Source organism: Streptomyces sp. NL15-2K, from assembly GCF_030551255.1.
Lineage (GTDB): Bacteria > Actinomycetota > Actinomycetes > Streptomycetales > Streptomycetaceae > Streptomyces.
In genome coordinates this window covers 321,835-346,041 of the sequence record NZ_CP130630.1, presented here as the reverse complement: position 1 = coordinate 346,041, position 24,207 = coordinate 321,835, and the positions used below count along the sequence as shown (strand labels likewise).

At 70.7% G+C, this 24,207-nt stretch carries 20 protein-coding genes and 5 pseudogenes; 17 read left to right on the top strand and 8 right to left on the bottom strand.

The window, feature by feature from the left end; genetic code table 11:
- Positions 1-7: 7 nt before the first annotated feature.
- From Q4V64_RS01410 to Q4V64_RS54670, 9 genes and pseudogenes are all read left to right on the top strand, one after another.
- The gene (locus Q4V64_RS01410) at positions 8-130 is read left to right on the top strand and encodes a hypothetical protein (RefSeq protein ID WP_301184618.1); all 123 of its coding nucleotides are present in this window, start codon (positions 8-10) and stop codon (positions 128-130) included.
- 471 nt (positions 131-601) lie between these two features.
- A complete protein-coding gene (locus Q4V64_RS01405; protein ID WP_253267497.1) occupies positions 602-1,174 on the top strand; it encodes an SDR family NAD(P)-dependent oxidoreductase in 573 nt (190 codons plus the stop codon).
- A 352-nt stretch (positions 1,175-1,526) separates the two neighbouring features.
- Positions 1,527-2,279, top strand: a complete 753-nt coding sequence (locus Q4V64_RS01400) for a dienelactone hydrolase family protein (protein ID WP_124445394.1) — start codon at positions 1,527-1,529, stop codon at positions 2,277-2,279.
- A gap of 809 nt (positions 2,280-3,088) precedes the next feature.
- Positions 3,089-3,268, top strand: a complete 180-nt coding sequence (locus Q4V64_RS01395) for a hypothetical protein (RefSeq protein ID WP_172629590.1) — start codon at positions 3,089-3,091, stop codon at positions 3,266-3,268.
- Between the two features lie 125 nt (positions 3,269-3,393).
- Complete coding sequence (locus Q4V64_RS01390; RefSeq protein WP_172629591.1) at positions 3,394-4,437, top strand: 2-dehydropantoate 2-reductase; 1,044 nt, start codon at positions 3,394-3,396, stop codon at positions 4,435-4,437.
- Positions 4,319-5,347: pseudogene (locus tag Q4V64_RS54680) on the top strand (fumarylacetoacetate hydrolase family protein); the annotation flags it as partial. The gene Q4V64_RS01390 and the pseudogene Q4V64_RS54680, both read left to right, overlap by 119 nt.
- A gap of 88 nt (positions 5,348-5,435) precedes the next feature.
- The gene (locus tag Q4V64_RS54675) at positions 5,436-5,969 is read left to right on the top strand and encodes a hypothetical protein (protein ID WP_253267506.1); all 534 of its coding nucleotides are present in this window, start codon (positions 5,436-5,438) and stop codon (positions 5,967-5,969) included.
- The gene (locus Q4V64_RS01380; RefSeq protein ID WP_348540787.1) at positions 5,861-6,670 is read left to right on the top strand and encodes a dihydrodipicolinate synthase family protein; all 810 of its coding nucleotides are present in this window, start codon (positions 5,861-5,863) and stop codon (positions 6,668-6,670) included. Before Q4V64_RS54675 ends, Q4V64_RS01380 begins: the two co-directional genes overlap by 109 nt.
- A pseudogene (locus Q4V64_RS54670) lies at positions 6,585-6,803 on the top strand (dihydrodipicolinate synthase family protein); the annotation flags it as partial. The gene Q4V64_RS01380 and the pseudogene Q4V64_RS54670, both read left to right, overlap by 86 nt.
- A 232-nt stretch (positions 6,804-7,035) precedes the next feature.
- Here the strand turns inward: Q4V64_RS54670 and Q4V64_RS01375 are convergent.
- Positions 7,036-7,407, bottom strand: a pseudogene (locus Q4V64_RS01375) (LLM class flavin-dependent oxidoreductase); the annotation flags it as partial.
- A gap of 21 nt (positions 7,408-7,428) precedes the next feature.
- A complete protein-coding gene (locus Q4V64_RS54665; RefSeq protein WP_253267498.1) occupies positions 7,429-7,689 on the bottom strand; it encodes a HEAT repeat domain-containing protein in 261 nt (86 codons plus the stop codon).
- Between Q4V64_RS54665 and Q4V64_RS01370 the strand changes: the two are divergent.
- Positions 7,618-8,484: pseudogene (locus tag Q4V64_RS01370) on the top strand (LLM class flavin-dependent oxidoreductase); the annotation flags it as partial. The gene Q4V64_RS54665 and the pseudogene Q4V64_RS01370 sit on opposite strands and share 72 nt — an antisense overlap.
- Positions 8,477-9,625, top strand: coding sequence for an LLM class flavin-dependent oxidoreductase (locus Q4V64_RS01365; RefSeq protein ID WP_124445398.1), 1,149 nt, complete (start codon positions 8,477-8,479; stop codon positions 9,623-9,625). The pseudogene Q4V64_RS01370 and the gene Q4V64_RS01365, both read left to right, overlap by 8 nt.
- Positions 9,626-10,349: 724 nt before the next feature.
- Here the strand turns inward: Q4V64_RS01365 and Q4V64_RS01360 are convergent.
- A complete protein-coding gene (locus tag Q4V64_RS01360; RefSeq protein ID WP_124445399.1) occupies positions 10,350-10,853 on the bottom strand; it encodes an AAA family ATPase in 504 nt (167 codons plus the stop codon).
- 76 nt (positions 10,854-10,929) lie between these two features.
- Between Q4V64_RS01360 and Q4V64_RS54660 the strand changes: the two are divergent.
- Positions 10,930-11,154, top strand: a pseudogene (locus tag Q4V64_RS54660) (LLM class F420-dependent oxidoreductase); the annotation flags it as partial.
- Here the strand turns inward: Q4V64_RS54660 and Q4V64_RS01355 are convergent.
- From Q4V64_RS01355 to Q4V64_RS01335, 5 genes are all read right to left on the bottom strand, one after another.
- A complete protein-coding gene (locus Q4V64_RS01355; protein ID WP_124445437.1) occupies positions 11,152-12,855 on the bottom strand; it encodes an ABC transporter ATP-binding protein in 1,704 nt (567 codons plus the stop codon). The pseudogene Q4V64_RS54660 and the gene Q4V64_RS01355 overlap by 3 nt on opposite strands.
- 86 nt (positions 12,856-12,941) lie before the next feature.
- Positions 12,942-13,955 (bottom strand): ABC transporter permease, encoded by a 1,014-nt coding sequence (locus Q4V64_RS01350; protein ID WP_253267499.1) that lies wholly within the window; start codon positions 13,953-13,955, stop codon positions 12,942-12,944.
- Positions 13,948-14,937, bottom strand: a complete 990-nt coding sequence (locus Q4V64_RS01345) for an ABC transporter permease (RefSeq protein ID WP_124445400.1) — start codon at positions 14,935-14,937, stop codon at positions 13,948-13,950. Before Q4V64_RS01345 ends, Q4V64_RS01350 begins: the two co-directional genes overlap by 8 nt.
- Positions 14,937-16,658, bottom strand: a complete 1,722-nt coding sequence (locus tag Q4V64_RS01340) for an ABC transporter substrate-binding protein (protein WP_124445401.1) — start codon at positions 16,656-16,658, stop codon at positions 14,937-14,939. Before Q4V64_RS01340 ends, Q4V64_RS01345 begins: the two co-directional genes overlap by 1 nt.
- A gap of 893 nt (positions 16,659-17,551) precedes the next feature.
- Entirely contained in the window at positions 17,552-18,457 is a 906-nt protein-coding gene (locus Q4V64_RS01335; protein ID WP_124445402.1) for a LysR family transcriptional regulator, read from the bottom strand.
- A gap of 418 nt (positions 18,458-18,875) precedes the next feature.
- On the opposite strand from Q4V64_RS01335, the gene sfnG reads away from it, so the two are divergent.
- The 5 genes from sfnG to Q4V64_RS01310 are packed head-to-tail and all read left to right on the top strand — an operon-like array spanning position 18,876 to position 24,200.
- Positions 18,876-20,024 (top strand): dimethylsulfone monooxygenase SfnG, encoded by a 1,149-nt coding sequence (sfnG, locus tag Q4V64_RS01330; protein ID WP_124445403.1) that lies wholly within the window; start codon positions 18,876-18,878, stop codon positions 20,022-20,024.
- A 29-nt stretch (positions 20,025-20,053) separates the two neighbouring features.
- Complete coding sequence (ssuE, locus tag Q4V64_RS01325; protein ID WP_124445404.1) at positions 20,054-20,611, top strand: NADPH-dependent FMN reductase; 558 nt, start codon at positions 20,054-20,056, stop codon at positions 20,609-20,611.
- Positions 20,608-21,804 (top strand): SfnB family sulfur acquisition oxidoreductase, encoded by a 1,197-nt coding sequence (locus Q4V64_RS01320; protein WP_124445405.1) that lies wholly within the window; start codon positions 20,608-20,610, stop codon positions 21,802-21,804. Before ssuE ends, Q4V64_RS01320 begins: the two co-directional genes overlap by 4 nt.
- 54 nt (positions 21,805-21,858) lie before the next feature.
- Positions 21,859-23,019, top strand: a complete 1,161-nt coding sequence (locus tag Q4V64_RS01315) for an LLM class flavin-dependent oxidoreductase (protein ID WP_124445406.1) — start codon at positions 21,859-21,861, stop codon at positions 23,017-23,019.
- Positions 23,016-24,200, top strand: a complete 1,185-nt coding sequence (locus tag Q4V64_RS01310) for an SfnB family sulfur acquisition oxidoreductase (RefSeq protein ID WP_124445407.1) — start codon at positions 23,016-23,018, stop codon at positions 24,198-24,200. Before Q4V64_RS01315 ends, Q4V64_RS01310 begins: the two co-directional genes overlap by 4 nt.
- Positions 24,201-24,207: the final 7 nt, after the last annotated feature.

Genomic DNA, 24,207 nt, shown 5'->3' with positions numbered 1-24,207 from the left:
CTGGTCGATGACGCGCCGCAGCAGGTCGGCCACGGGTTCACCGGGCTGCCGCTCGCCGATGATCTCGACCGCGTGCTCCAGCCGCGACCTGTCGTCGAAGAAGACGATGTCGTCCTCGCTGTCGAAGTAGCTGAAGATTGTCCGGGTCGCGATGTCCGGGCTGGCCGCGATCTCCGCGACGGTCGTCTGGTCGTCTGGTCGTCTGGTCGTAACCCTTCTCGGCGAACAACCGCAGGGCACCTTCGATGAGCGCTTGCCGCGTTGACGAATGGTCCGCCAGGCGCGGTGGCGAGAACTGGGCGACCGCGCGGCAGACCGAGTCGAAGATCGCCAGGGCATGCAGCAGAAGCCGCCGCTCCGTGGGGCTTACCCCCTCCGATTCAGCCGAACTCGAGCCCACGTACCGTGCGAGGGATGACACCTCCTGTGATCGCGGAGCCGATACAGCACCACGGCACCGGCCCAACGCGGAATCTCGCCACCACGTCAGCAAGCGAGGAGACACCATGGCAAGCCTCACGGACAGGACGGTTCTCATAGTCGGTGCCTCATCAGGGATCGGCGCGGAGGTTGCGCGCCGACTCGGCCACGGTGGCACCGTTTGGTCATCACGGCACGACGCGCCCCCGAACTGGCCGCCCTGGCAAAGGACATACGAGCCACCGGCAGCGCCTGCACGGACATCGCTGCCGACGCCTTGGACCCGCAGGCGGCCGCCGATGTCGTGGCGTGCGCCGTCGCCGAGTACGGACGCATCGACGTCGCTCTGCTCAACGCCGGCCAGGGACCGGACATGGCGATGGACGACGTCAGCGTGACAGACGTGTCACGGATCATGGCTTTGAACTACATCCCCCGCCAAGGCCCCTACTCCGCCGCAAAGGCGGCCGCGCGCACGCTCATCGACGCCGCGCGCGTCGAACTGGCACCCAAGGGAATCCGGTTCACCAGCATCCACCCGGGCTTCGTGGCAACCGACCGGGTCAACGCCGACAACCTGCCCAAACCCTTCCAGGTCAGCACGGAGCGCGCGGCACGCTGTGTCATACGCGCTCTGGAAAGGGAACCGGCGCAGGCGTACTTCCCCTGGGCGACAACCGCGCTGGTTCGTACCCTGAGTGCCCTGCCCGCTTCGGTCTCCTCAGTAGTCCTCCGAAGCCTGGCCTCCCGGTAGAGCACCCGTCGGTACTCCGGACCGGCACTCGATGGGGCATCACGGTTTCCTGCTCCCGCCATCGATCCGGTTCGAGCAGTTCACGGTTTCAACGAGCCCGGGCTGTGCCTTCTGCCGATCAGACGTCCGGGGAGTTCGTGGCGCCGGCTCTTTGGCCGGTGGGCTACGCTGTGCGGCCATGACTACCGGGACGGCGTTGCGCCACACACGGATTGGTGACCCGGTGCTCTACTGAGCGCCGTACGGGCCGGTGCAGGCCCGCTGTTCGATCGAGGATCTTGCGCCGATGCGCGGGCTCCACCTCCGTCGTGTTGATCAAAGGCTCGACACATCAACCACGACAGGAGAATTCATGCCCACCAAGACGTTGCAGATTCCCACCGCGGACGGCCAGGCCGACGCCTTCGCCGCCTTCCCCGACCACGGTGAGCGGCACCCAGGGGTGCTGATGTACGCGGACGGCTTCGGCATCCGGCCCGTGCTGCGGGAGATGGCCCGCGAACTGGCCGGGCACGGGTACTACGTGCTCGTCCCCAACCCCTTCTACCGGCACGGCCCGGCACCGGTGATCGAACTTCCCGAGCACATCGGAGAAGAAGTCCGGCCCGCGATCTTCGCCCAGCTGATGCCCTTGATCGAGGCGCACACCGCCGAACGTGTCCTCAGCGACGCCGACGCCTACGTCAGGTTCCTCACGACCCAGCCCGAGGTCGGCGCCGGACCGGTCGCGGTGACCGGCTACTGCATAGGCGGCCTCCTGGCGATGCGCACCGCCGCGGCCCACCCCGGCCAGGTGGCCGCCGTCGCCGGATTCCACGGCCCCGTGGGCGCCGACGGGCCCGACAGCCTGCGTCGCCTCCTCTCTCCGATCACCGCCCAGATCCACCTCGGCCACGCCGAAACCGACATGACGCCCGAGTCCCTCGGCGAGCTCGACCAAGCCCTGGACGCCGCAGGTGTCGACTACACCTCCGAGATCTACCCCGGCACCATCCACGGCTTCACCATGTCCGACACCGACGCCTTCAACCCCTCGGCACTGCAGCGTCATTGGGACCGCCTGCTCCCCCTCCTCGGCCGCACCCTGAAACAGATGGCTCTGTAAGACGCAACCTGCTGTTCGTCCCCTTGTGGGAGTGGCCGATGCCGCAGAATGAGCGGACCGGACGTCTGCGGAAGCCACGCCAAGGGATCAGCCCGGCCGGCGGAGACTGTCCGCCGGCCGGGCTTTGGCCGTTCGGGGTTGGCCCACCCGACGCTGCGGCTTCCAGCTGACGGTCCGCCTGTTCCGTGACTTCCTGATCAGCCCGGCCTGCGAGGTACTCCTGCGACTTCCAGCGGTGTGGGCGCTGAGTCCGGCTGGGCGAGCCCGTTGTGCTGGTCGGCATGGAGCCGAAGTGGTTGTTGGCGGTCGCCGCAGCGGCTGTGCTGGTCCTGTTCACGGTGATGTTGTGGCCCTTGCAGCACCCCAGACCTGACTGGGGCAAGTCCAGGGCCCTGCCAGCCCGTTGTGCCGCCGCCAGGAGTGGTCTTGGGACGCATGTGCTCCCCGTTTCTGTGTCGAAGTGCTGTCGGGGAGCCGTAATCAGGGCCTCCCGCTCGGGACTGGGGACGACCCCGGCGGCGGGGAAGCCGATTGCCTCGTCGCCTCCACGTCCCCGGCCAACGCCCCCACCCGCGACCTGGACATCGCCGACGGCCAGAAGCTGTTTGTGGGGGCAATCCGTTCCGTAGGCCCTTCCGCATTCTCCGAGGGCGAGCTTCCCGCGCTCGAAGTGGCTGAGGAACTCGAGCGGGCCCACCGGCCGTGGTGCTCGCGGTGGCCGCGGGCGGGTTGGTCCCACCCCACAGCATCGCGGTGTGGGCGCGGCCCCGCCAGCGGGCCGGGAAGATCGGCGAGACGGTGCCGGGTGTATGCCGCCCTCACCACGGACGACCAGTTCCTCGCGGTCGGACAGCCGGCCACCCGCCAACGTGCTGGCCAGCCAGCTCACCCGCACCGCCGACGGACAGCAGGCTGATGACGCCGCCTTGCAGGGCCTCGACGAGCTGTTCGAGGGACATCGCGGGCATGTCGACCCTCCGTTCGAGTGATGTCGGAATCTACATCACTCAACCTCGGCGAGTGTAGGTGCCGACATTGTTGCGGGCCGCGACGGAGCGCATGCTCGCTGAGAGCGGCCACACCGGCCCACGGTCACGGTCGAAAAGGAGGTGCGATGGCGTTGTCGCATCCGCCTGCGTCCCCACCGCACAGCCGGCCACCTCGGATCACCGTCGTGGGTCCGGGCGCCGTCGGCGCCACCCTCGCCGGGGCGTTCGCCGCCTCGGGCGCCGAGGTCTGTCTGCTCGGACGGCCGGGCCCGCACCTCGTCGCGATCGCGGCGCAGGGGCTCCTGCTGCGCGGCCGGGAAACGGGAGGCGAGGTCCGTCACCGCTTCCCCACGGCATACGACGCCGCGCGGCTCCCCGTCCCGGACCTGGCCGTAGTCTGCGTCAAGAGCCAGTACCTGCTCCCGGCCGCCCGCAGCATGCGGACCTGGGTCGGGCGCGGCGTGGACGTGCTGGTCGTGGCCAACGGAGTGCCCTGGTGGCTGCCGTCCACCGTCGAGCGCGCCGGGGAAGACCCCGTGCTGCGTTCGGTCGACCCCGACGGGGAGCTGCTGCGTCTCCTGCCCGCCGAGCGCGTGATGTCCGGGGTGGCGCACTTCAGCAGCGCGGTCGACGGACCGGGCCGGGTGACGCATGTCAGCGGTACACGTCTGATCATCGGGGATCCGACGGGCGGCATCTCCCAGCGCGTCACGCAGTGTGCCGCAGCCCTGCCCGCGGGCCCTGTCCGCCCAGAACCCAGCGCCGACATCCGCCGGGACATCTGGGAAAAGCTCCTGGGCAACGTCAACCTCAACCCGGTCAGCGCGCTCACCGGCGCCACCGTCCTGGACATCCTCGACGACCCGGACGTACGGCAGGTCTGTGCCGCCGTGTTCGACGAGACGGCGGCCGTCGGCGCCGCCCTCGGCATCGAGAGCGCCATGACGGCCGAAGAGCGGCTCGACATCGCCCGCGAGCTCGGCGCGTTCCGCACCTCGATGCTGCAGGACGCGGACCGCGGTCGGCCCCTCGAACTCGACGCCCTCGTCGGTGCCGTACGTGAACTCGCGCGCCGCACCGGTGTCCCGTCCCCCTCCCTCGACGCCGTACACGGACTGCTCGCGCTCCGCGAGCGCGTCCGCGGCAGCGGCGAGACGGCCGGCAGCTGAAGGAGCCCCGTTGCCACACCCCTTGGGGAACCCCCCATCGAAGATCATCGCTGTCCACCTCAACTTCCGCAGCCGAGCCGCCGAGCGCGGTCGAATCCCCGCCCACCCCTCCTACTTCCTCAAGCCGCCGTCATCGCTCGCCGGCACCCAGGAAGCGATCGTCCGGCCGCGTGGCTGCCGGCTCATGGGTTTCGAAGGCGAGGTCGCGCTCGTCATCGGATCGCGGGCCCGACGGGTGCGTCCCGAGGACGGCTGGCGCCACGTGCGCTGGGTGACCGCCGCCAACGACGCGGGCGTCTACGACCTGCGGTACGCCGACCGCGGCTCCAACCTGCGCTCCAAAGGCGCGGACGGCTTCACCCCGATCGGGCCACGGCTGCTGGACGCCACCGAACTCGACCCCGGCGCGCTGCGGTTGCGGACCTGGGTCAACGGTGAGCTGGTCCAGGACGACACGACCGACACACTGCTGTTCCCGTTCGGGGAGCTGGTCGCGGACCTGTCCCGGCTGGTCACCCTGGAACCCGGGGACGTGATCCTCACCGGCACACCGGCCGGCGCCTCGGTCGTCCAGCCGGGGGACGTGGTCGAAGTGGAGGTGGCTGACGGCCGGTTGAGCACGGGAGTGCTGCGCAGCCCGATCGCCGACGCCGACCACGCCCTGGATCCGTGGGGTGCCCAGCCGAGGACCGACCGGGGCGAGGAGGAGTCGGCGTACGGACCCGCGTACGACCCCGGCCCGCTGCTGGACGAAAACCTCGCCGGTGAACTCCGCTCGGTGGCCGTCGCGACCATCAGCGCGCAGCTGCGGCGGCGCGGTCTGGCCCACATGTCGGTCGACGCAGTACACCCCGCCACGCCCGGCACTCGCATGGTGGGCGTCGCGCACACCCTGCGCTATCTGCCCCTGCGCGAGGACCTGTTCGAGAAGTACGGCACCGGCATGAACGCCCAGAAGCGGGCGATCGAGGGAACTCCGGCCCGGACACGTGCTGGTGATGGACGCCCGGCGGGACACCTCCGCCGGAACCCTGGGCGACATCCTCGCCCTGCGCGCCCAGCAACGCGGCGCGGCCGGGGTCGTGACCGACGGAGGGCTGCGGGACAGCGCGGCCGTCGCCGATCTCGGACTGCCCGTGTTCCACGGCGGAGCCCACCCGTCGGTCCTCGGCCGCCGCCATGTCCCCTGGGACACGGGCGTGCCGGTCGCCTGCGGCGGGGCGCTCGTCCAGCCCGGGGACCTGATCGTGGGCGACGACGACGGCGTGGTCGTCGTACCCCCCGACCTCGCCACCGAGCTGGTCGCCGACTGCCGGGAGCAGGAGCGGCAGGAGCGGTTCATCACCGAGCGGGTGCGGGCCGGGGCGGGGGTCGACGGTCTGTACCCGCTCGGGCCGATGTGGCGTGAGCAGTACCGCACCTGGTGCGCCAAGAACTCCACCACGAACTCCACCACGAACTCCGCCACGAACTCCACCACGAACTCCGCCACGAACTCCGCCACGAACGACACCGCAGGAGAAGGGGCGTGAAGTTCCGCAGCGACCCGTCCACGATCCGCGGCTCGATCGCCCCGGTCATCACCCCCTTCACCGCCGAAGGGGCGGTCGACCACGGCAGCCTGGCCGGGCTGATCCGCTTCCAGCTGGAGGCCGGTTCGCACGGCATCTCGCTGGGCGGCTCGACTGGGGAGCCGAGCGCGCAGAGCGTCGCCGAGCGGATCGCCGGAATGCGTACGGCGGTCGGAGTGATCGACGACCGGGTACCGTTTCTGCCCGGCACAGGCTCGCACAAGCTCGACCAGACACTGGAGCTGACGACTGCCGCACGGGAGTTGGGCGCGGACGCGGCTCTGGTCATCACGCCGTACTACGCCCGCCCCACCCAGGAGGGGCTCTACACCTGGTACGCCACGGTGGCCCGGGAGTTCCCGGACCTGCCGATCGTCGCCTACGACGTGCCCTCCCGCACGGCCGTCGACATCGCGCCGGAGACCGTCAAGCGCCTGTTCACCGACTTCGAGAACTTCGTCGGAGTGAAGGAGACGACGAAGGACTTCGAGCACTTCTCCCGCGTACTGCACGCCTGCGGACGCTCGCTGCTGGTGTGGTCGGGGATCGAGCTGCTGTGCCTGCCCCTACTGGCCGCTCGGCGGAGCCGGTTTCGTCTCCGCCGTGGCCAACCTGGCCCCGAGCGCGGTGGCACGGATGTACGGGCTGTGGGAGGCGGGTGACTTCGAGGCCGCCCGCGACCCGCACTACCGGCTGCACCCGCTCGTCGACCTGCTGTTCGTGGAGACCAATCCGGCACCCGCCAAGTGGGTCCTCGCCAGGCCGGGAAGGCCGGCGTCTCGTGGTGCAGGGTGAGTTCGCCGACCACGGGGTGATGGAACCGCTGGGCGCGGACGGAGTCCGATCCGGCATACCTGGACGTGAGCCTGCACTCCTGGAAGTCCGCCCCAGGCCGGGGCTGTCGAGCAGGCCAAGCTCATCGAGTCGACGTCGCGTTGGACTCGACGCGGCGGTGACGTCGTAGGCGTTGGCGTTCCCCTTGGCGCGGGACAGCCGACGACGCCACCGCAAGATTGGCCGGCAGGGATCAGCGCGCGAGTTCCAGCGTCCGCTGGAACAGCTCCAGCGCCTGATCCACCCCCTGGTCGGCCAGATAAACGAAGTCCACGAAGACGTGGTCGACGTCCGTCTCGTCCCGCGTGCGCAGGATGACGTCCACGACCTCCTCCACCGTCGACTCGGCCGTCGGGTTGATCCGCAGGATCGCGCCGATGCTCGCCGGGTCGCGGCCCGCGCCTTCGGCCAGCCTGCGGACCTGCTCCAAGGGCGCTTTGACGCTGGAGACGGGGTCGAACTTGAATCCGGGGTATGTCACTGCCACTGGCAGGATGCCGTCCCCCCTGCGGGCGGCCCTGCGCTGCGAGGCCGGGGCGAAACCGGACAGGTAGACGGGGGGCCGGGGGCGCTGGAAGCGGTGCCGTCACAGTGCCCGGGCCGCATAGGCCCTGACGTCCGCGTCCGGGTCCGTCGTCGCCGTGGCCAGGGCCGCTCGGGCGTCCTCGGTGGCACGGTGCCGGGTGAGTGCCGCAACGGCGGCCTTGCGGACGTCGGCGTTCGGGTCGGCGAGGGACTTGGCGAGGGCAGGTACGGCGAGGCCGGGGGCCGCGACTTCACGGCCGTGACCACGCTCAGCCTGCTGGACCCGGTGCGCGCCTACGAGGACTACGCGACACTGGACCACCTGTCCGGCGGACGCCTCGAGTTGATCATCGGCAAGGGCAACGGCGCCGCGCAGCGCGATCTCTTCCACGCCACACCTGAGGACCAGTGGGAGCGCAACGCCGAGAGCTACGAGGTGTTCCGGCAGATCTGGCGGCAGGACAAGGTGACCGCCAGGACCCGCTTCCGCCCGGAGCTGACGGACGCCGAGGTGTGGCCCAGGCCGCTGCAGCAGCCGGTCCGGGTCTGGCACGGCAGCGCGACCAGCAAGGAGTCGGTCGACCTCGCGGCCCGCTACGGCGACCCGCTGTTCTCGGCGAACGTCACCAACCCCATAGAGCCGTATGCCGAGTTGATCCGTCACTACCGGGAGCGCTGGGAGCATTACGGCCACGACCCGTCGCACATCGCCGTCGGCGCGGGAACGGCGGGCATCTACGTGGCCCGTACGTCCCAGGAGGCGATCGCCACGTATCGGCCGGTGTTCGAGGGCAACCTGGCGTTCCAGAAGCGGCTGGGCCTGGAGCCGGTGTTCGCGACCGTCGAGGACTTCGTCGAGCGCAGCTCGGCACTGATCGGCACTCCGCAGCAGATCATCGACAAGGTGCACCGCTACCACGAGCAGTTAGGCCACACGGTGCTGCATCTGCACGCGGACGCGCGCGGATTGACGGACAGGCAGCACCGCGACTCGCTGGAACTGTTCCAGTCCGAGGTCGCTCCGGTACTGCGTCGCGGAATCCCCGACCCGCCGTTCGCATGGGGCCCGGTCCTTCCGGCGCCGACGACCCCTGAGGAGGAGCCAGCCCGTGTCTGACATCCCTCTCGGCGTCCTCGACCTGGTCCCGATCCCGTCCGGCTCGACGGCGGCCGATGCCCTGCGCAACTCCGTCGATCTCGCCCAGCGGGCCGAGCGCTTCGGCTACGCCCGCTACTGGTTCGCCGAGCACCATCTCAACCCGGGCGTGGCGGGTACGTCCCCGGCCGTCGTCCTCGCGCTGACCGCCTCCGCCACCTCCACGATCCGGCTCGGCTCCGGCGCCGTACAGCTCGGACACCGCACCGCTCTGTCCACCGTGGAGGAATTCGGCCTGCTCGACGCGCTGCACCCGGGCCGTCTCGATCTCGGCCTGGGCCGCTCGGGCGGCCGCCCACCGGGACAACCGGCACCCCAGCTGCCGACCGCGACACCGGTCGTCGACGGCCGTGCCCCGGGCGGCCTGCTCATCCCACCGCGCTTCTCCTTCGAGCACCTGCTCGGCTCACCACGGATCGCCCTGCAGCGCAAGCTCCTGCTGCTGCCGAACGCCGAGTCGCAGGACTACGCCGAGCAGATCGACGACATCCTCGCCCTGCTGGCGGGCACCTACCGCTCCCAGGAGGGCATCGAGGCACACGTCGTCCCGGGCGAGGGCGCCGACGTGCAGGTGTGGATCCTGGGCAGCAGCGGCGGCCAGAGCGCCGAGGTGGCGGGCGCCCGGGGACTGCGCTTCGCCGCGAACTACCAGGTCAGCCCGGCCACGGTCCTGGAAGCGGTGGAGGGCTACCGGGCCTTCTTCCAGCCCTCCGAGTTCCTCGACAAGCCGCACGTCAGCGTGTCGGCGGACGTCGTCGTCGCCGAGGACGACGCCACCGCCCGCGAACTGGCCACCGGCTACGGCCTGTGGGTCCGCAGCATCCGCACCGCCGAGGGCGCCATCGAGTTCCCGGCGCCCGAGGAGGCACGCGCCCACACGTGGACCGACGAGGACCAGGCCCTCGTACAGGACCGCATTGACACCCAGTTCGTCGGCTCCCCGGCCCGCGTGGCCGACCAGCTGGAACAACTCCAGGAAGCAACCGGTACCGACGAGTTGCTCATCACGACGATCACCCACGACCACGCGGACCGGATCCGCTCTTACGAACTGCTCGCCGAGGAATGGCGCCGACGGGGTCACTCCCTCCAGTCGAGCTGATGTGGCGAGCGGAGGTCCCGGTGGCGGATGCCGTCTGATGGACGGCTGGCGCAGCCCGTTGCTCGGCATCAGGCCCGAGGAGGCGATGGCACTGCTGGATGTTTCGGCGGGCGGCCCCTTGGAACGGATGGCGCTGGGCTACGCGCTGGCCCAGGCCCGGCTGAAGCTGCTGGCGTCGCTGCCCGTGACCAGCCGGGACCGCACGAATGCCGCGGCACTTCCACATCGACACGCAGGCGGCATCCGAGTTCGGGCTCCAGCGCCTCGCAGCGGTACAGCGCACACGGACCGTGGACCCCTTGGGGCTCATCGCCGAGGCGGGTGTGTGGTACGTCGTCGTCCGGGCCCACCAGGGGATCCGCGCCCACCGGGCGTCACGGATCACGGAGGCGGAGCTCCTCCCCGAACGCTTCATCCGCCCCGTCGACTTCGACCTGGCGGACCACTGGGCCCGCTGGACCACGGAGTTCGAGGCGAGCCTGGACCAACTGCCCGTCACGGTACGCCTCACGACCGCCGGCCTGGCCGCCCTGCCCGAGGTCCTCGGTGACACCACCTCCGGGGCGCGGGCGACCCGGGACCCGGAGGACGGTCGGCACCGCCTGCTCCTCCACTTCGACTCCCCGCTCGCGGCCCGACGCCGAGGTGATCGAACCACCTGGATCTACTGGATCTACGCGACGAGTTGGCCGAGGCAGCGCGCCGCACGGCGGCCCGGTACCGGTCAGCCCTGTTCGAGGCCACGGAGGAGCACGGCCAGTGACTGGTGCGGGCTCTGCCCCGCGGTGTCGACGACGAGGTGCTCGCGGTCCCACGGCGCGTACTCCCGGTCGACGACCTGCTGCCAATCCGGCAGCGGCAGATCCGGAATGTCGACCGACCGCGAGGCCAGACGGCGCCGGTGCTCGGCCGGATCCGAGCACAGCACCTCCACTTCGACACAAGGCGCACTCGCCCCGACGGCCGTCGCTCGCCAGGCGTCGCGCGTCACGCTCAGCGGATTGACCGACTCCGCGATCACGGTCAGTCCCTGCCGCAGGTGTTCCTCGGCCAGGGCGTATCCGACGACGTAGCCCACCGGGCCCACCGGGTGCCGAGCCAGCCCGGAACGGACGATCGCCTGCTCGATGGTGTCGAGCCGCAGGTGGACCGCACCGACCCGAGCCGCCAGAAGACGGGCGAGTGTGGTCTTTCCAGTGCCGGGCAAGCCGCCCAAGACAATGAGCACGGGTTCATCCTTTCGTGAGCCGCCGCATGAGGCGCTTGGCGCCCTGCCGGCGATTGCGACGTTCCTGCGGCCCGCCCGTGCCCTCGCCGAGCACATCGTCCCGGCCGTCACCGCCGCCGCCGAGGCGGCGGGCCGACCTGCTCCGCGGGTCGTGGCTCTCGTACCCGGCGTGGTCACCGCTGACGCGGAGGCCGTGCGGAAGGCCGCGACCGAGGTGCTCGCGTTCTATGAGCGGATTCCTTCCTGCCAGCGGGTCATGAGCCTCTCCGGCGGCACGCGGGCCGCCGACCTGGCCGCGCTAACCGGCATCCGCCCTGAGTACCCTGCCGCCGTCGCTGCTTCTGCGTGCCGCGCGGCGCAGGGTGGCCTCCGCCGGGTCGAGCACCGGGACGGCTGCCAGCAGGGCCTTGGTGTAGGGGTCCTGGGGGGCGTCATAGACCGTGTCCGCCGGGCCCTCCTCGACGACGGTGCCCTGGCGCATGACCATCACCCGGTCGCTGGCCTGGCGCACCACCGCGAGGTCGTGGGCGATCAGCACCAGGGCGAGCCCGAGGTCTCGTTGGAGCTGTGCCAGGAGGTCCAGGACCTGTGCCTGGGTGGTGACGTCGAGTGCGGAGACCGGCTCGTCGCAGACGATGAGGCTGGGTCCGGGCGCGAGAGCCCGCGCGATGCCGACGCGTTGGCGCTGGCCGCCGCTGAACTCGTGCGGGTAGCGGTGGTACCACCGCGGGTCGAGCCCGACGCGCTCCAGGAGTTCCCGCGCGCGCCGTGTGATCTCGGCGTCTGTGAGGGTTCCGGCGGCGCGCAACGGGTCGGCGATGGACTCGCCGATGCTGCGGCGCGGGTTGAGCGAGGAGACCGGGTCCTGGAACACCATTTGCAGGTCGCTGCGGATACCGGTCAGCTCGCGCCCCCGGTAGCGGACGGAGCCGGCGCTTGGCTCCAGCAGACGGACCAGCATCCGGCCCAGCGTGGTCTTGCCACTGCCCGACTCGCCGACGATGCCGAGGGTCTCGCCCTGCGCCACCGTCAGCGACACACCGTCCACGGCGACCGTCGGGTCCTTCCTGCGCCCGAACTCCCCGCGCACCTCCACCGCTTCCAGCAGGACGTCTCCGCCGGACGCGGACGCGGATGCGGATGCGGACGCGGATGTGGATGGGGAAGCGGCTGCGGGGACGACCGGGGTACGGCGGGTCTCCACCCGGGGCACGGCGGCCAGCAGTTCGCGGGTGTACGGCTGTTGCGGGGCACTGAGGACCGTGCCGACCGAGCCGCGCTCGACGGCGCGCCCGTTCTTCATGACCAGCATGTCCTCCACGCTGCCCGCCACCACACCCAGGTCGTGGGAGACCAGGACCAGGCCCATGCCGGTCTCCTCGCGCAGATCGTGCAGCAGGTCGAGGATCTGGGCCTGGACCGTCACGTCCAGCGCGGTGGTCGGCTCGTCGGCCACCAGCACCCGCGGTTCGCAGGCGAGCGCCATCGCGATCAGCGCACGCTGTCGCATGCCGCCGCTGAACTCGTGCGGCCGGGACCGGGAGCGGCGTGCCGCATCGGGGATGCCGACCCTGTCCAGCACGGTCACCGCTCGTTCCCGCGCGGCTCGCCGGGAGACGTGCGGGGCGTGTGTCCGGTGGACCTCGGCGATCTGGTCGCCGATGGCCATGTAGGGGTCGAGGGAGGACAGCGGGTCCTGGAAGACCATGGCGGCGGTTCCGCCGCGCAGGCGTCTCAACTCCCGTACGGATGCGGTTCTCACGTCGGTCCCGCCGACCCGTACGGTGCCGGTCAGGCGTGCTCCGGTGCCGCGATGGAGGCCCAGCAGCGCCGCGGCGACCGTGCTCTTTCCGGAACCGGACTCGCCCACGATGCCGAGGGCCTGCCCGGCGGTGAGCCGGAAGGAGAGGTCGTCGACCGCCCGTACGGTCTCCTCGCCTGCGGGGAAGTCGACGGTCAGTCCTTGGACGTCGATCAGCGGTTCGGTCGGCGGTTCCGCCATTTTGGCCGCCTCAACTGTCTCAGCGGTTTCAGCCGTCTGCGCCGCCTGGGCCGTCTCGGCCGCCGAACTCGCCTGCTGCTCCGGTGTCATGACAGGACCACCCTTCGGTCGGCCAGGGCGTAGAGGACGTCCGCGACGGCGTTGGCGAGGACCACGGTTGCCCCGATGACGAGGACCACACCGACGACCACGGGCAGGTCGACGGAGCGGACGCTCACGATGAGGAGCCGGCCCAGACCCGGGAGGCCGAAGAGCTGCTCGGTGAGCATCGCTCCGCCCATCATCGTTCCCAGGTCCAGGGCGCTCAGGGCGATCACGGGAGGCAGCGCCCCGCGCAGCGCGTGCCGCGCGACGACGGCACGTTCACTCACCCCGTACGCGCGGAAGGTGCGGATGTGGTCCTCGGCGAGGACCTCGAGGGTGGACGAGCGGGTGAGCCGGGCGTACTTCGCGCTCTCGAACAGGCCCAGCGTCAGCCAGGGCAGCAGCATGTTCCAGGCCCACTGCTCGGGGTCCTGGGACAGCGGCACGTACGACGGGAACGGCAGCCACTGCAGATAGGCGCACACGGCCATGAGCAGCAGCAGACCCAGGATGAACACCGGGGTGCCGGTCCCGGCCAGCGTCAGGACGGTCAGGACGCGCTCGGTCGCCCCGCCTCGCCGCAGCGCCGACAGCAGCCCCGTACCGACACCCAGCGTCAGCCACACCACCATCGCACCGAAGGCGAGCGAGGCGGTGGCCGGGAGCCCTTCCACGATCAGCGAGGTGACCTGCTGGTCGTTCTGGTGGGACAGCCCCAGGCAGGGCGCGGCACAGTGCTCCAGTGAGGTGCCCGCCGAGTAGTCGCGGCCCGCGAACACGCCCTGCAGGAAGTGCAGATACTGGGCGTACGCCGGCTCGTCGAGCGCCAGCCGCTCGCGCACCTGCGCCACCTGGGCCGGACTGCAACGCTCTCCGCACGCGAGCTGGGCCGGGTTGCCGGGGACGAGATAGAAGAGCGCGTACAGGACGGCGGACAGCACCAGCAGGACCAGTACGGCACCCAGCAGGCGTTTCGCCGCGAAGCGCACGCCCAGGAACGGGAAACGGTCAGTCACGGGTCTTCTCCTTGCGGGTGCCCACCCGCAGGCGGCTCGCCTCCCTCGGGTCGAGTGCGGTGCGTACCGCGTCGCCCAGCACGGTGAAGGCGAGGACGGTGACGAACAGCAGCCCGGACGGCAGCAGGACGTACATCGGGTCGGCACGGAACCAGGTGGTCGCCGTCGACAGCATCTGACCCCACGAGGGCGTGGGCGGCTTCACGCCGATGCCGAGGAACGACAGCGACGCCTCCAGCACGATGTTGGACGGAAGGAGGAGGGCCGCGTAGGTGATGATGGGCGCCGCGAGCGATGGCAGCAGCTCCCGCCGGACCACACGCAACGGGCCCGAGCCGCCCAGCCGGGCCGCGGCGACGAAGTCGAGGCGGCGCAGCGTCAGGGTCTGGGCCCGTACGACCCGGGAGGTGCCGCCCCAGTTGAGGGCGCCCATGACCACGATGAGCAGCAGCGGGCGCGGGAAGTCGTCGGGTACCACGGTGGTCAGCGCGATGGCGAGGACCAGCATCGGCAGCGCCACCATCACATCGGTGACCCGGCTGAGGACCTGGTCCGCCCACCTGCTGCCGAGTGCCGCGGCCAGTCCCACGCTCACGCCGATCACCACCTGCAGCACCGTCGCCCCCGCCGCCACGAGCAGCGACACCCGGGCGCCGTACACCAGCCGGGCGAACAGATCGCGGCCGGTGCCCGGCTCGACCCCCAGCCAGTGCTCGCCGCTGACACCGCCGAAGGAACCCGTCGGTGCGCCGCCGCTCGCGGAGTCGACCAGTTCGTCGTGGTAGGTGTACGGGTCCTGCCCGCTGAGCGCTGTGAGCAGCGGCGCGGCGAGTGCGGCGAGGATCAGCGCGGCGAGCACCGCGCCCGCGACGACGGCCGAGGGCCGGGTGCGCAGCCTCCGCCACACACCGCGGGCTCCGGCCGCCGGCCCCGGGGCGGCCGGTCCGCCCGTCCCGGGGGCCAACACGTCCTGCACGGTCATTACTTGACCGCCACCTGTGAGATGTCGAGGACGCCGGTCCAGTCGCCGATGACGACGTTCTTGATGTCCTTGCCGACCAGCCGCTGGTAGACCGGGTGGTAGAGCGGCACCGTGAGGGCCAGCTCACCGATCTTCTCGTCCAGGGCGCCCCAGCGCTTGGCCGCTGCGTTCAGGTCGGTGAGCTCGTGGATCGCGTCGAACTCCTTGTTGATCGCGGGGTCGTTGAGCTGCGCGTGGTTGAAGTTGGAGCCGTCCTTGACGATCTGCCGGCCGTCGAAGATCGGGGCGAGGAACGGGTAGCCGGCGGGCCAGTCGGCGCCCCAGCGGCTGATGAAGAACCCAGGGGCGTCGGGGTACCGGCGCTTCTCGTTGTAGGCGTTGAGCTCCAGGCCCTTCAGCCTCACCGTGATGCCGGCCTTCGCCAGGGACTGCTGCACGGCCGAGGCGACCTTGGGTCCCATCTCGCCCTCGTCGGTGGCATGGTCGAGGGTCACGGTCAGCCCGCTCTTGTAACCGGCCTTCGCCAGCAGCTCCTTGGCCTTCGTCGGGTTGCCGTTCTTGCCCGCCGGGAAGTGGTCGTACGGCGTGTAGCCGAAGGCCTTCTGGTTCGGCAGGAAGGTGGTGGCGGGCTCGGCGAGCGAGGAGCCGCCCACGGCGTTGATGACGCTGCTGCGCCCGATGGCGTACGAGATCGCCTGCCGCACCTCGGGCTTGTCGAACGGCTTCACCTTCGGATTGAACGCAAGATAGTTGGTGTAGCCGAAGTGTCCGACGCCGACCCGGGACTTCAGGGCCTTGTCCTGGCCGATCTGAGCGAGCTCGGCGGGGCCGAGGTTCGTGTCCGTCGTGACCGCGCTCGCGTCGTCCCCCGAACTGGTCGACAGCCGCTGGTTGATGACAGCCGGGTCGAGTCCGGAGCGCACGTCGATGGTGTCCGGGTAGGCCTTGCGCTGGTCGTCGACCTTCCCGGACCAGTGCGGGTTGCGCTCCAGCTGGAGCCGTTCGCCGTCGTTGGTGTTCTCGACGACCTTGTACGGGCCGGAGGAGACCGGGTGTTCCTCGTACGTGGTGCCGGTGTCCTTGTCCTTGGGCACGGGCGCGAACTGGGTCTGCGTCGCCACGTAGGGGAAGTCACCGACGGGCTTCCTCAGCTTGAAGACGATGGTCCGGTCGTCCGGCGTCTCGATGGAGTCGAGCGTCTTCTTGCCCGAGCCGGACTTGTACGGGCCCTGGTAGGTGTCGCCGCCTATCAGCCAGTCGCGCAAGTACGGGGGCCCGCCGGAGAGTTCGGCGGCGAAGGACCGTTCCACGCCGTACTTGATGTCGGCGGACGTGATGGTGGAGCCGTCCTCGAACTTCAGCCCCGTCTTCAGCCTGTACGTCCATACCGTGGCGTTCTTGCTGGGGGTGCCGAGGTCCGTGGCGAGGTCGGGGACCACCTTGGTGCCCGCGGCACCGGCCGCCCGGTTGCGGGTCGTCAGCGTACGGAAGACCAGCGAGGGGACATTGCCGCCACCGGAGGTGTACAGGCGGGCCGGATCGAAGTCCGACTGCGCCTCGGAGTTGAGCACGGTGAGTTTGCCGCCCTTGGCGGGCTTTCCGTCGCCCTCTCCGGAACTCGCGCTGTTGTCCTTCGGCCCGGAGCAGGCCGCGACTCCAAGAAGGGCCAGGCCGATGGCGGTCACGGTGGCCCGCTGGGATATCAGTCTGCGTTCACGCATGGGGGGATGGGTGCCTTTCGGGGCGGGAGTGCCGTCGGAAGGCATCGGGATCAGCTGAAAGAGGGTGCTGAGCTGTGCGGGACCGCACCGACGACACGAGAAGTGTGGTTGTGCCGGATTGGGCTCGGCTTTGTGACAACGCGGAGGCGAGCAGCGCCTCTTCGAGCCCTGGGTTCAGCGACAGTCGACGTCGGAAACCGCGTGCGCGTGCACACCGATGAGCACCAGGCGGAAGCCGGCGCGCTCGGAGGGGCGGTGAATCGACATGAGAGAAGCTTGATCGATCACGCCGTGCGGGACAAGACTGTATCGATATGCGAGACAAATCTTCTCGCATATTGGCGACTGCGTCTCGCCCGGCCGCCGGCGAGCCGGGCGCGATGTGGTGGCGCACATCGCGGACGGCATCGACGTGTTCGAGCTGGAGCTCGACATCACCGTACTACCCACCTCGCGGGAGGCCGGGGACACCCGCGCGGAGGTACGCCGGGTGGCCCGGCTCGCGGAAGCCGGTGTCTTCCCGTTCGACGGAACCTGGTGCGACTTCACCCCACAGTCCCCCCGGGCGCTTCACAGACCTGCCGCCCCGGCCCCAAAGGACGGCGGGCGCCGGCCTGCTGTTGTGCCGACGAGTGCTCCGCCCACTGCCGACGCGGCTTCGTCGGCAGCGCCTTTCGCCTGGCTGGAGCGCGAGGCGCGCCCGCAGCCATTCCAGGTCCTGACCATCGTCGGCCACGGCCCGCACCCGCTGACCGGGGAGTTCCGCTCCGCCGCCGGCCGGCTCTCCGAGGTCCTGTCCTCCAGCCCTACGGTCCAACTCGGCGCCCTGTCCGCCCGACCACCCGCGTCCGGCTCCCCCCCCACACTCAGGCAGGATCCGCCCGCCCACGTCCTCAAGAGGCTTGGTACGCACGGGCGTTGCGCACGAACAGCTCGTGCAGATCGCGGACGGCCCGCGGCACGGAACCGGAAGGGCGGCGCTGCAGGGCCAGCAGCACCTCGGTTCCGTCTCCCGCGAGCGGCCGTACGGTGATCGCGCCCCGCCGCTCCAGCGGGTCTCCGATGACGCTGAAGTCGGGCAGCACCGTGGCACCCAGCCCTTCGGCGACCATCAGCTTGCCCATCTCCGCGCCGTCGGTGGAGTAGGAGAAGGACGGTGTCCGGCCGCGGAGCAGGCGGTGCACGAAGCGGTGCATGACATAGCCGGACCGCATCACGACCAGTGGCTCGGTCAGGAGACTGTCCACGTCCACCGCGTCCAGGCCCGCCAGCGGACTGTCCGGGCGCACGCACACCACGGGCCGCCCGCGCAGGAGCTCGGTGGTCTCGAAGCCGGGCGGCATGTCGTCGCCTCCGAGGTAGTTCACCAGACCCAGGTCGAAGGCACCCTCCAGCAGCCCGCGGTGGATCTCCGCCTGCTGCGCGCCGACCACCTCGACCTGGGTGACCGGGTGCAAGGCCCGGAACTCGCGCACGGTCGGGATGAGCAGCGGCACGGTGGCCGTGTTGACCGTACCGAGCCGGACCATGCGGCTGGTGCGGTACTGGTCGCCGGCCGCGCAGCGCAGCCGGTCGACCGCGTCCAGCACACTCATGATGTGCGGCAGCAGCTCCCGGCCCTCATCGCTGATCTTCGCCCCGGACCGCTTGCGCTCCAACAGGTCCACGCCCAGTTCGCGCTCCAGGTTGCGTACGGTCTCGCTGAGCGCCGGCTGGGACAGGTGCAGTTCCTCGGCGGCCCGCCGCAGCGAGCCGAAGCGTGTGACGGTGGCGATGTATTCGAGCTGTTCGATACGCACACCAGGAGGCTGCCGCCCGCCGCGCGCCGGGTTCAAGGGAATCCCTGTCACAACCTCGTGAATACCGACTCTCACCATGTGGAATCACCTCCGGGTCTTCTTGACCGGCCGGACGCGCGCTTGGTTGGATCGATGACATGAAGCGACAGGACCTCACGCGGCGACGCCACGTCGACCTTGCGCGTGTCTCCAGCTCCTGCTGTCGCTGTCGGGCCTGAGCGCACCCGAGGGAAACCCTCGCACTCGCGCCGCTCTCATCTCCCTTCCTGAATTCCGCGCCCGGCCGTATCCCGTGGTGATGTGCGGCTTTCCCGGTCGGGCCGCAATGTCGTTCCGGCATGCCTGAACAGCGCATTCAGTGGGCGCGTTTCCCCGTCACCGCACGCATTTTCACGCGCACCTTTCCCAGGAGCCCTCCATGCCTGTACCCCCCGGATCCGACCCCGCCCGCTTCGCCTACTGGGTGCCGAACGTCAGCGGCGGCCTCGTCACCAGCACCATCGAGCAGCGCACCGACTGGGGCTACGACTACAACCGCGAACTGGCCGTGCTCGCCGAGAACAACGGCTTCGACTACGCCCTCAGCCAGGTGCGCTACATGGCCGGCTACGGCGCCGAATACCAGCACGAGTCGACCAGCTTCAGCCTCGCCCTGCTGCTCGCCACCCAGCGGCTGAAGGTCATCGCCGCCGTCCATCCCGGCCTCTGGCACCCGGGTGTGCTCGCCAAGCTCGGCACCACCGCCGACCACCTGTCGCACGGCCGCTTCGCGGTGAACGTCGTCAGCGGCTGGTTCAAGGGCGAGTTCACCGCCCTCGGCGAACCGTGGCTGGAGCACGATGAACGTTACCGGCGCTCGGAGGAGTTCATCCGCGCCCTGCGCGCCATCTGGACCGAGGACCACGTGGAGCTGGCCGGCGACTTCTACCGCATCCGTGACTTCTCCCTGAAGCCGAAGCCCGTCGACGTCCCCGGACGGCCTCACCCCGAGATCTTCCAGGGCGGCAACTCCACCGCGGCCCGCGCCATGGCCGGCCGCGTCTCCGACTGGTACTTCAGCAACGGCAAGGACTTCGACGGCGTCACCGAACAGATCAACGACGTGCGCCTCTCCGCCGCCCAAGTGGGCCGTACGCCGCCGAAGTTCGGCCTCAACGGCTTCCTCATCGCACGGGACACCGAGGCCGAGGCCCGCGAGAGGCTCCGCGAGATCGTCGCCAAGGCCGACACACAGGCCGTCCACGGTTTCCGTGACGCCGTCCAGCAGGCCGGTCCGTCCACAGGGGACGGCAAGGGCATGTGGCAGGACTCCGCCTTCGAGGACCTCGTCCAGTACAACGACGGCTTCCGTACAGGGCTGATCGGCACGCCCGAGCAGATCGCCATGGGGGTCCCTCCGGCCGAAGGCTGGGGGAGGATCGTCGCCTACAAGCGGCTCGGCGTCGACCTCTTCCTCCTCGGCTTCCTGCACTACCTGGAGGAGGTCGAGTACTTCGGCAGGCGGGTGCTGCCCCTCGTGCGCGAACTGGAGGCCCAGGAACCCGAGCCCGTCACCGTCCACGCCTGACCGCCGCCGTACTCCTGAAAGGTCCCCGCATGGCCACCGTCCTGTCCGTCTCCGGAAGCCCCTCCGCCACCTCCCGCACCGCACGGCTCCTGCGCCACCTGGACGACCGGCTCACCGCGCAGGGGCACGAGGTGATCCCCCTGGACGTCCGTACCCTCCCCGCCGAAGCCCTGCTCGGCGCCGACTTCCGGCACCCGGAGATCACCCGGGCCACCGCCCTGTTCGAGCAGGCGGACGGGGTCGTGATCGGCACTCCCGTCTACAAGGCCGCGTACTCCGGCCTGCTGAAGTCGCTGCTCGACCTGCTCCCGCAGTACGCCCTGGCGGGCAAGACCGTCCTGCCGCTGGCCACCGGCGGCACCACCGCCCACGTCCTGGCCATCGACTACGCCCTGCGCCCCGTGCTGAGCTCTATGGGCGCCGCGCACATCGTCCAGGGCTGGTTCACGCTCGACCAGGACATCACCGCCGGCGACGACGGCAAGCTGACCGTCGCACCGGGCGCGGCCGAGGCACTGGCCCAGGTCACCGACCAGTTCTCGGCCGCTCTCGGCGGGCGTACGACACTGCTGGCGGCCACCGGATGAGCGCCACGACCGTGATCACCGGCGACGCCGAGGCCCTCGCCGTCGCCGCGGAACTCGCCGCGGAGTTCCGCGAGGGCGCCGCCGAGCGGGATGCGCGGCGCCGGCTCCCGCACGCGGAGCTGGAACGGCTGTCGGCCTCCGGGCTGCTCGCCGTGACGGTGCCCGCGGAGTTCGGCGGCGCGGACATCCGTGCGGAGACGCTCGCCGAGATCTTCCGGCTGCTGGGCGCCGCGGACGCCAGCCTCGCCCAGATCCCGCAGAGCCACTTCGTGTACATCAACGTGCTGCGGCGACAGGGGGCCGACGAGCAGAAGAAGTTCTTCTTCGGGGAGGTGCTGGAGGGGAAGCGGTTCGGCAACGCCCAGTCCGAGGCGGGCACCCTGCACATCCAGGACATCCGCACCCGGCTCGCGCGCCGCCCCGACGGGTTGTACGTCCTCGACGGCGTCAAGCACTACTCCACTGGAGCGCTGCTCGCCGACTGGATCCCCGTCCTCGCCCGCGCCGACGACGACAACCTGCACGTGGCGTACGTGGCGCGCGACGCGCCCGGCCTGACGGTCGTCGACGACTGGGACGGGATGGGGCAGCGCACCACCGCCAGCGGAACCGTGCGCCTGGAGTCGGTGCCGGTCCCCGCCGACCGTGTAGTGCCGCACCACCTCACCTTCCAGGGACCGCAGCTCCACGGGGCCGTCGCCCAGTTGCTGCACACCGCGATCGACGCCGGAATCGCCTCCGGAGCACTGGCCGAGGCGGTGGAGTTCGTCCGTACGAAGAGCCGTCCCTGGTTCGAGAGCGTCGACGAGGGGCACGCGACCGCCGCCGACGACCCGCTGCTGATCCAGCGGTTCGGCGAACTGGCGATCCGGGTTCGAGCGGCCGACGCGCTGCTCGCCGCGGCGGCGCGGGCCGTGGACACCGCCCGTGCCGGGCTGACCGACGCCACGGCCGCGGAGGCCTCGATCGCGGTGGCCACGGCCAAGGTGACGGCGGCGGAGGCCGCCGTCGAGGCCGGCAGCGCTCTCTTCGAGGTCTCCGGCACCCGCTCGGCGCTCGATTCCCTGGGCCTGCACCGCCACTGGCGGGACGCCCGCACCCACACCCTGCACGACCCTGCCCGCTGGAAGGTCCAGCACGTCGGCCGGTACGTCCTCAACGGCACCAAGCCGCCGCGGCACGGCCTGCTCTGACACACCTTCCGCTCTCACGCTCCTTCCTGATCGATCCCTGATCGGAGACCTCACGTGTCCCTCACCTTCCACTGGTTCCTGCCCACCAACGGCGACAGCCGTCACGTCGTCGGCGGCGGCCACGGCACCCCCGCCACGGAGTCCGGGCGCGACCGGCCGCCGACGGTCGCCTACCTGAGCCAGATCGCCCGCGCGGCCGAGGACCTCGGCTTCGTCGGCGCGCTCACCCCCACCGGCGCCTGGTGCGAGGACGCGTGGCTGACCACCGCCATGGTCAGCCAGCAGACGGAGCGGCTGAAGTTCCTGGTCGCCTTCCGTCCCGGTTTCGTCTCGCCGACGCTGGCCGCGCAGATGGCGTCCACCTTCCAACGGCAGACCGGCGGACGGCTCCTGCTCAACGTCGTCACCGGCGGCGAGAGCCACGAGCAGCGCGCCTACGGCGACTTCCTGGACAAGGACGCGCGCTATCGCCGTACCGGCGAATTCCTTCAGATCGTCCGGGGGCTGTGGGAAGGCAAGACCGTCGGTCTGGACGGCGAGCACCTCCGGGTCGAGGAAGCGACGCTGGCCCGGCTGCCCGACCCGGTGCCGGAGGTGTACTTCGGCGGCTCGTCGCCCGCCGCCGGGGAGGTGGCTGCCCAGTACGTGGACGTGTACCTCACGTGGGGCGAGCCGCCCGCGCAGGTCGCGGAGAAGATCGCCTGGATCAGGCGGCTGGCGGCCGAGAAGGGCCGTACCCTCCGCTTCGGCATCCGGTTGCACGTCATCACGCGGGACACCTCCGAGCAGGCCTGGGCGGAAGCGAACCGCCTCGTCGAGGGCTTCGACCCGGAGACGGTGAGGTCGGTGCAGGCCGGGCTCGCCCGCAGCGAGTCCGAGGGCCAGCAGCGCATGCTCTCCCTGCACGGCGGCGGAAACCGGGACGGTCTCGAGATCCATCCCAACCTCTGGGCGGGGATCGGCCTGGTGCGCGGCGGTGCGGGCACTGCCCTGGTCGGCAGCCATGACGAGGTCGCCGAGCGGATCAAGGAGTACCACGCCCTGGGCATCGAGGAGTTCATCCTCTCCGGCTACCCGCACCTCGAGGAGGCGTACTGGTTCGGCGAGGGCGTCCTGCCGAGGCTCCAGGCACAGGGCTTGTGGCAGCACCCCTTCGGCCGGCAGACCGCCCCCTCCGCCCAGGTCCCCTTCGCCGGTGCCGGGAGCCCGCGATGACGCATGTGATCGCCGACGACGCCGAAGCGGTCGCCGTCGCCGCGGAACTGGCCGCCAAGTTCGTCCGCGAGGCCGCCCTGCGCGACGCCGAACGCATCCTGCCCCGCGCCGAACTGGACGAGGTGTCCGACTCCGGACTCCTTGGCATCACCGTGCCCCGCTCCCACGGCGGCGCCCAGGTCAGCACCCGCACCCTCGGCGAGGTCGTGCGGCTGCTGTCGGCGGCCGACGCCAGCATCGGCCAGATCCCGCAGAACCACTTCTTCTTCGTGGAGGTGCTGAAGGAGAACGGTACGACGGAGCAGCACGACTTCTACTACGCCGAGCTGCTGGCGGGGCGCAGATTCGGCAACGCCCTGGCCGAGAAGGGCACCAAGCACGCGCTGGAGTTCGCCACCCGCATTCAGCCCCGGCCCGACGGCTCGTACACCCTGACCGGCACCAAGAACTACGCCACCGGCGCCCTGTTCGCCCACTGGATCCCGGTCTTCGCGCTCGCCCCGGACGACCGCCTCACCGCCGCCTTCGTGCCGTACGACGCCCCCGACGTCACCGTCGTCGACGACTGGGACGGCATCGGGCAGCGCGGCACCGCCAGCGGCACCGTACGGTTCACGGACGTGCACGTGCCCGCCGACCGGGTCGTGCCCCATCACCTCACCTTCGAGCGGCCCGAAGTCTTCGGTGCCTTCGGGCAGTTCATCCACGCGGCCGTCGACACCGGCATCGCCCGCGCCGCGCTGGAGGAGGGCGGCGAGCTGATCCGGACCATCGCCCGGCCGTGGGGGGAGTCGGGTGCCGACCGCGCCGGCGAGGAGCCGCTGGTGATCCAGAAGTTCGGCGAGCTGGCCCTGCTCGTGCGCGCCGCCGAGGCACTGCTCGACCGGGCCGGTGCCGCCATCGACGCCGCCCGCCGCGCCCCAGCCGACGACGAACTCGCCGCGGAGGCCTCCCTGGCCGTGGCCGCCGCCCGCGCCCAGGCGGACACGGCGGCGCTGACCGTGGCGAACGACGTCTTCGCCCTCGTCGGAACCCGGTCCGTGACCGGCGGCCGCGGCCTGGACCGGCACTGGCGCAACGCCCGCACCCACACCCTGCACGACCCGCGCCGCTGGAAGATCCAGCACCTCGGCAACCACGCCCTCAACGGCGTCCACCCGCCGGCCAACGGAATCGTCTGAGGACCAC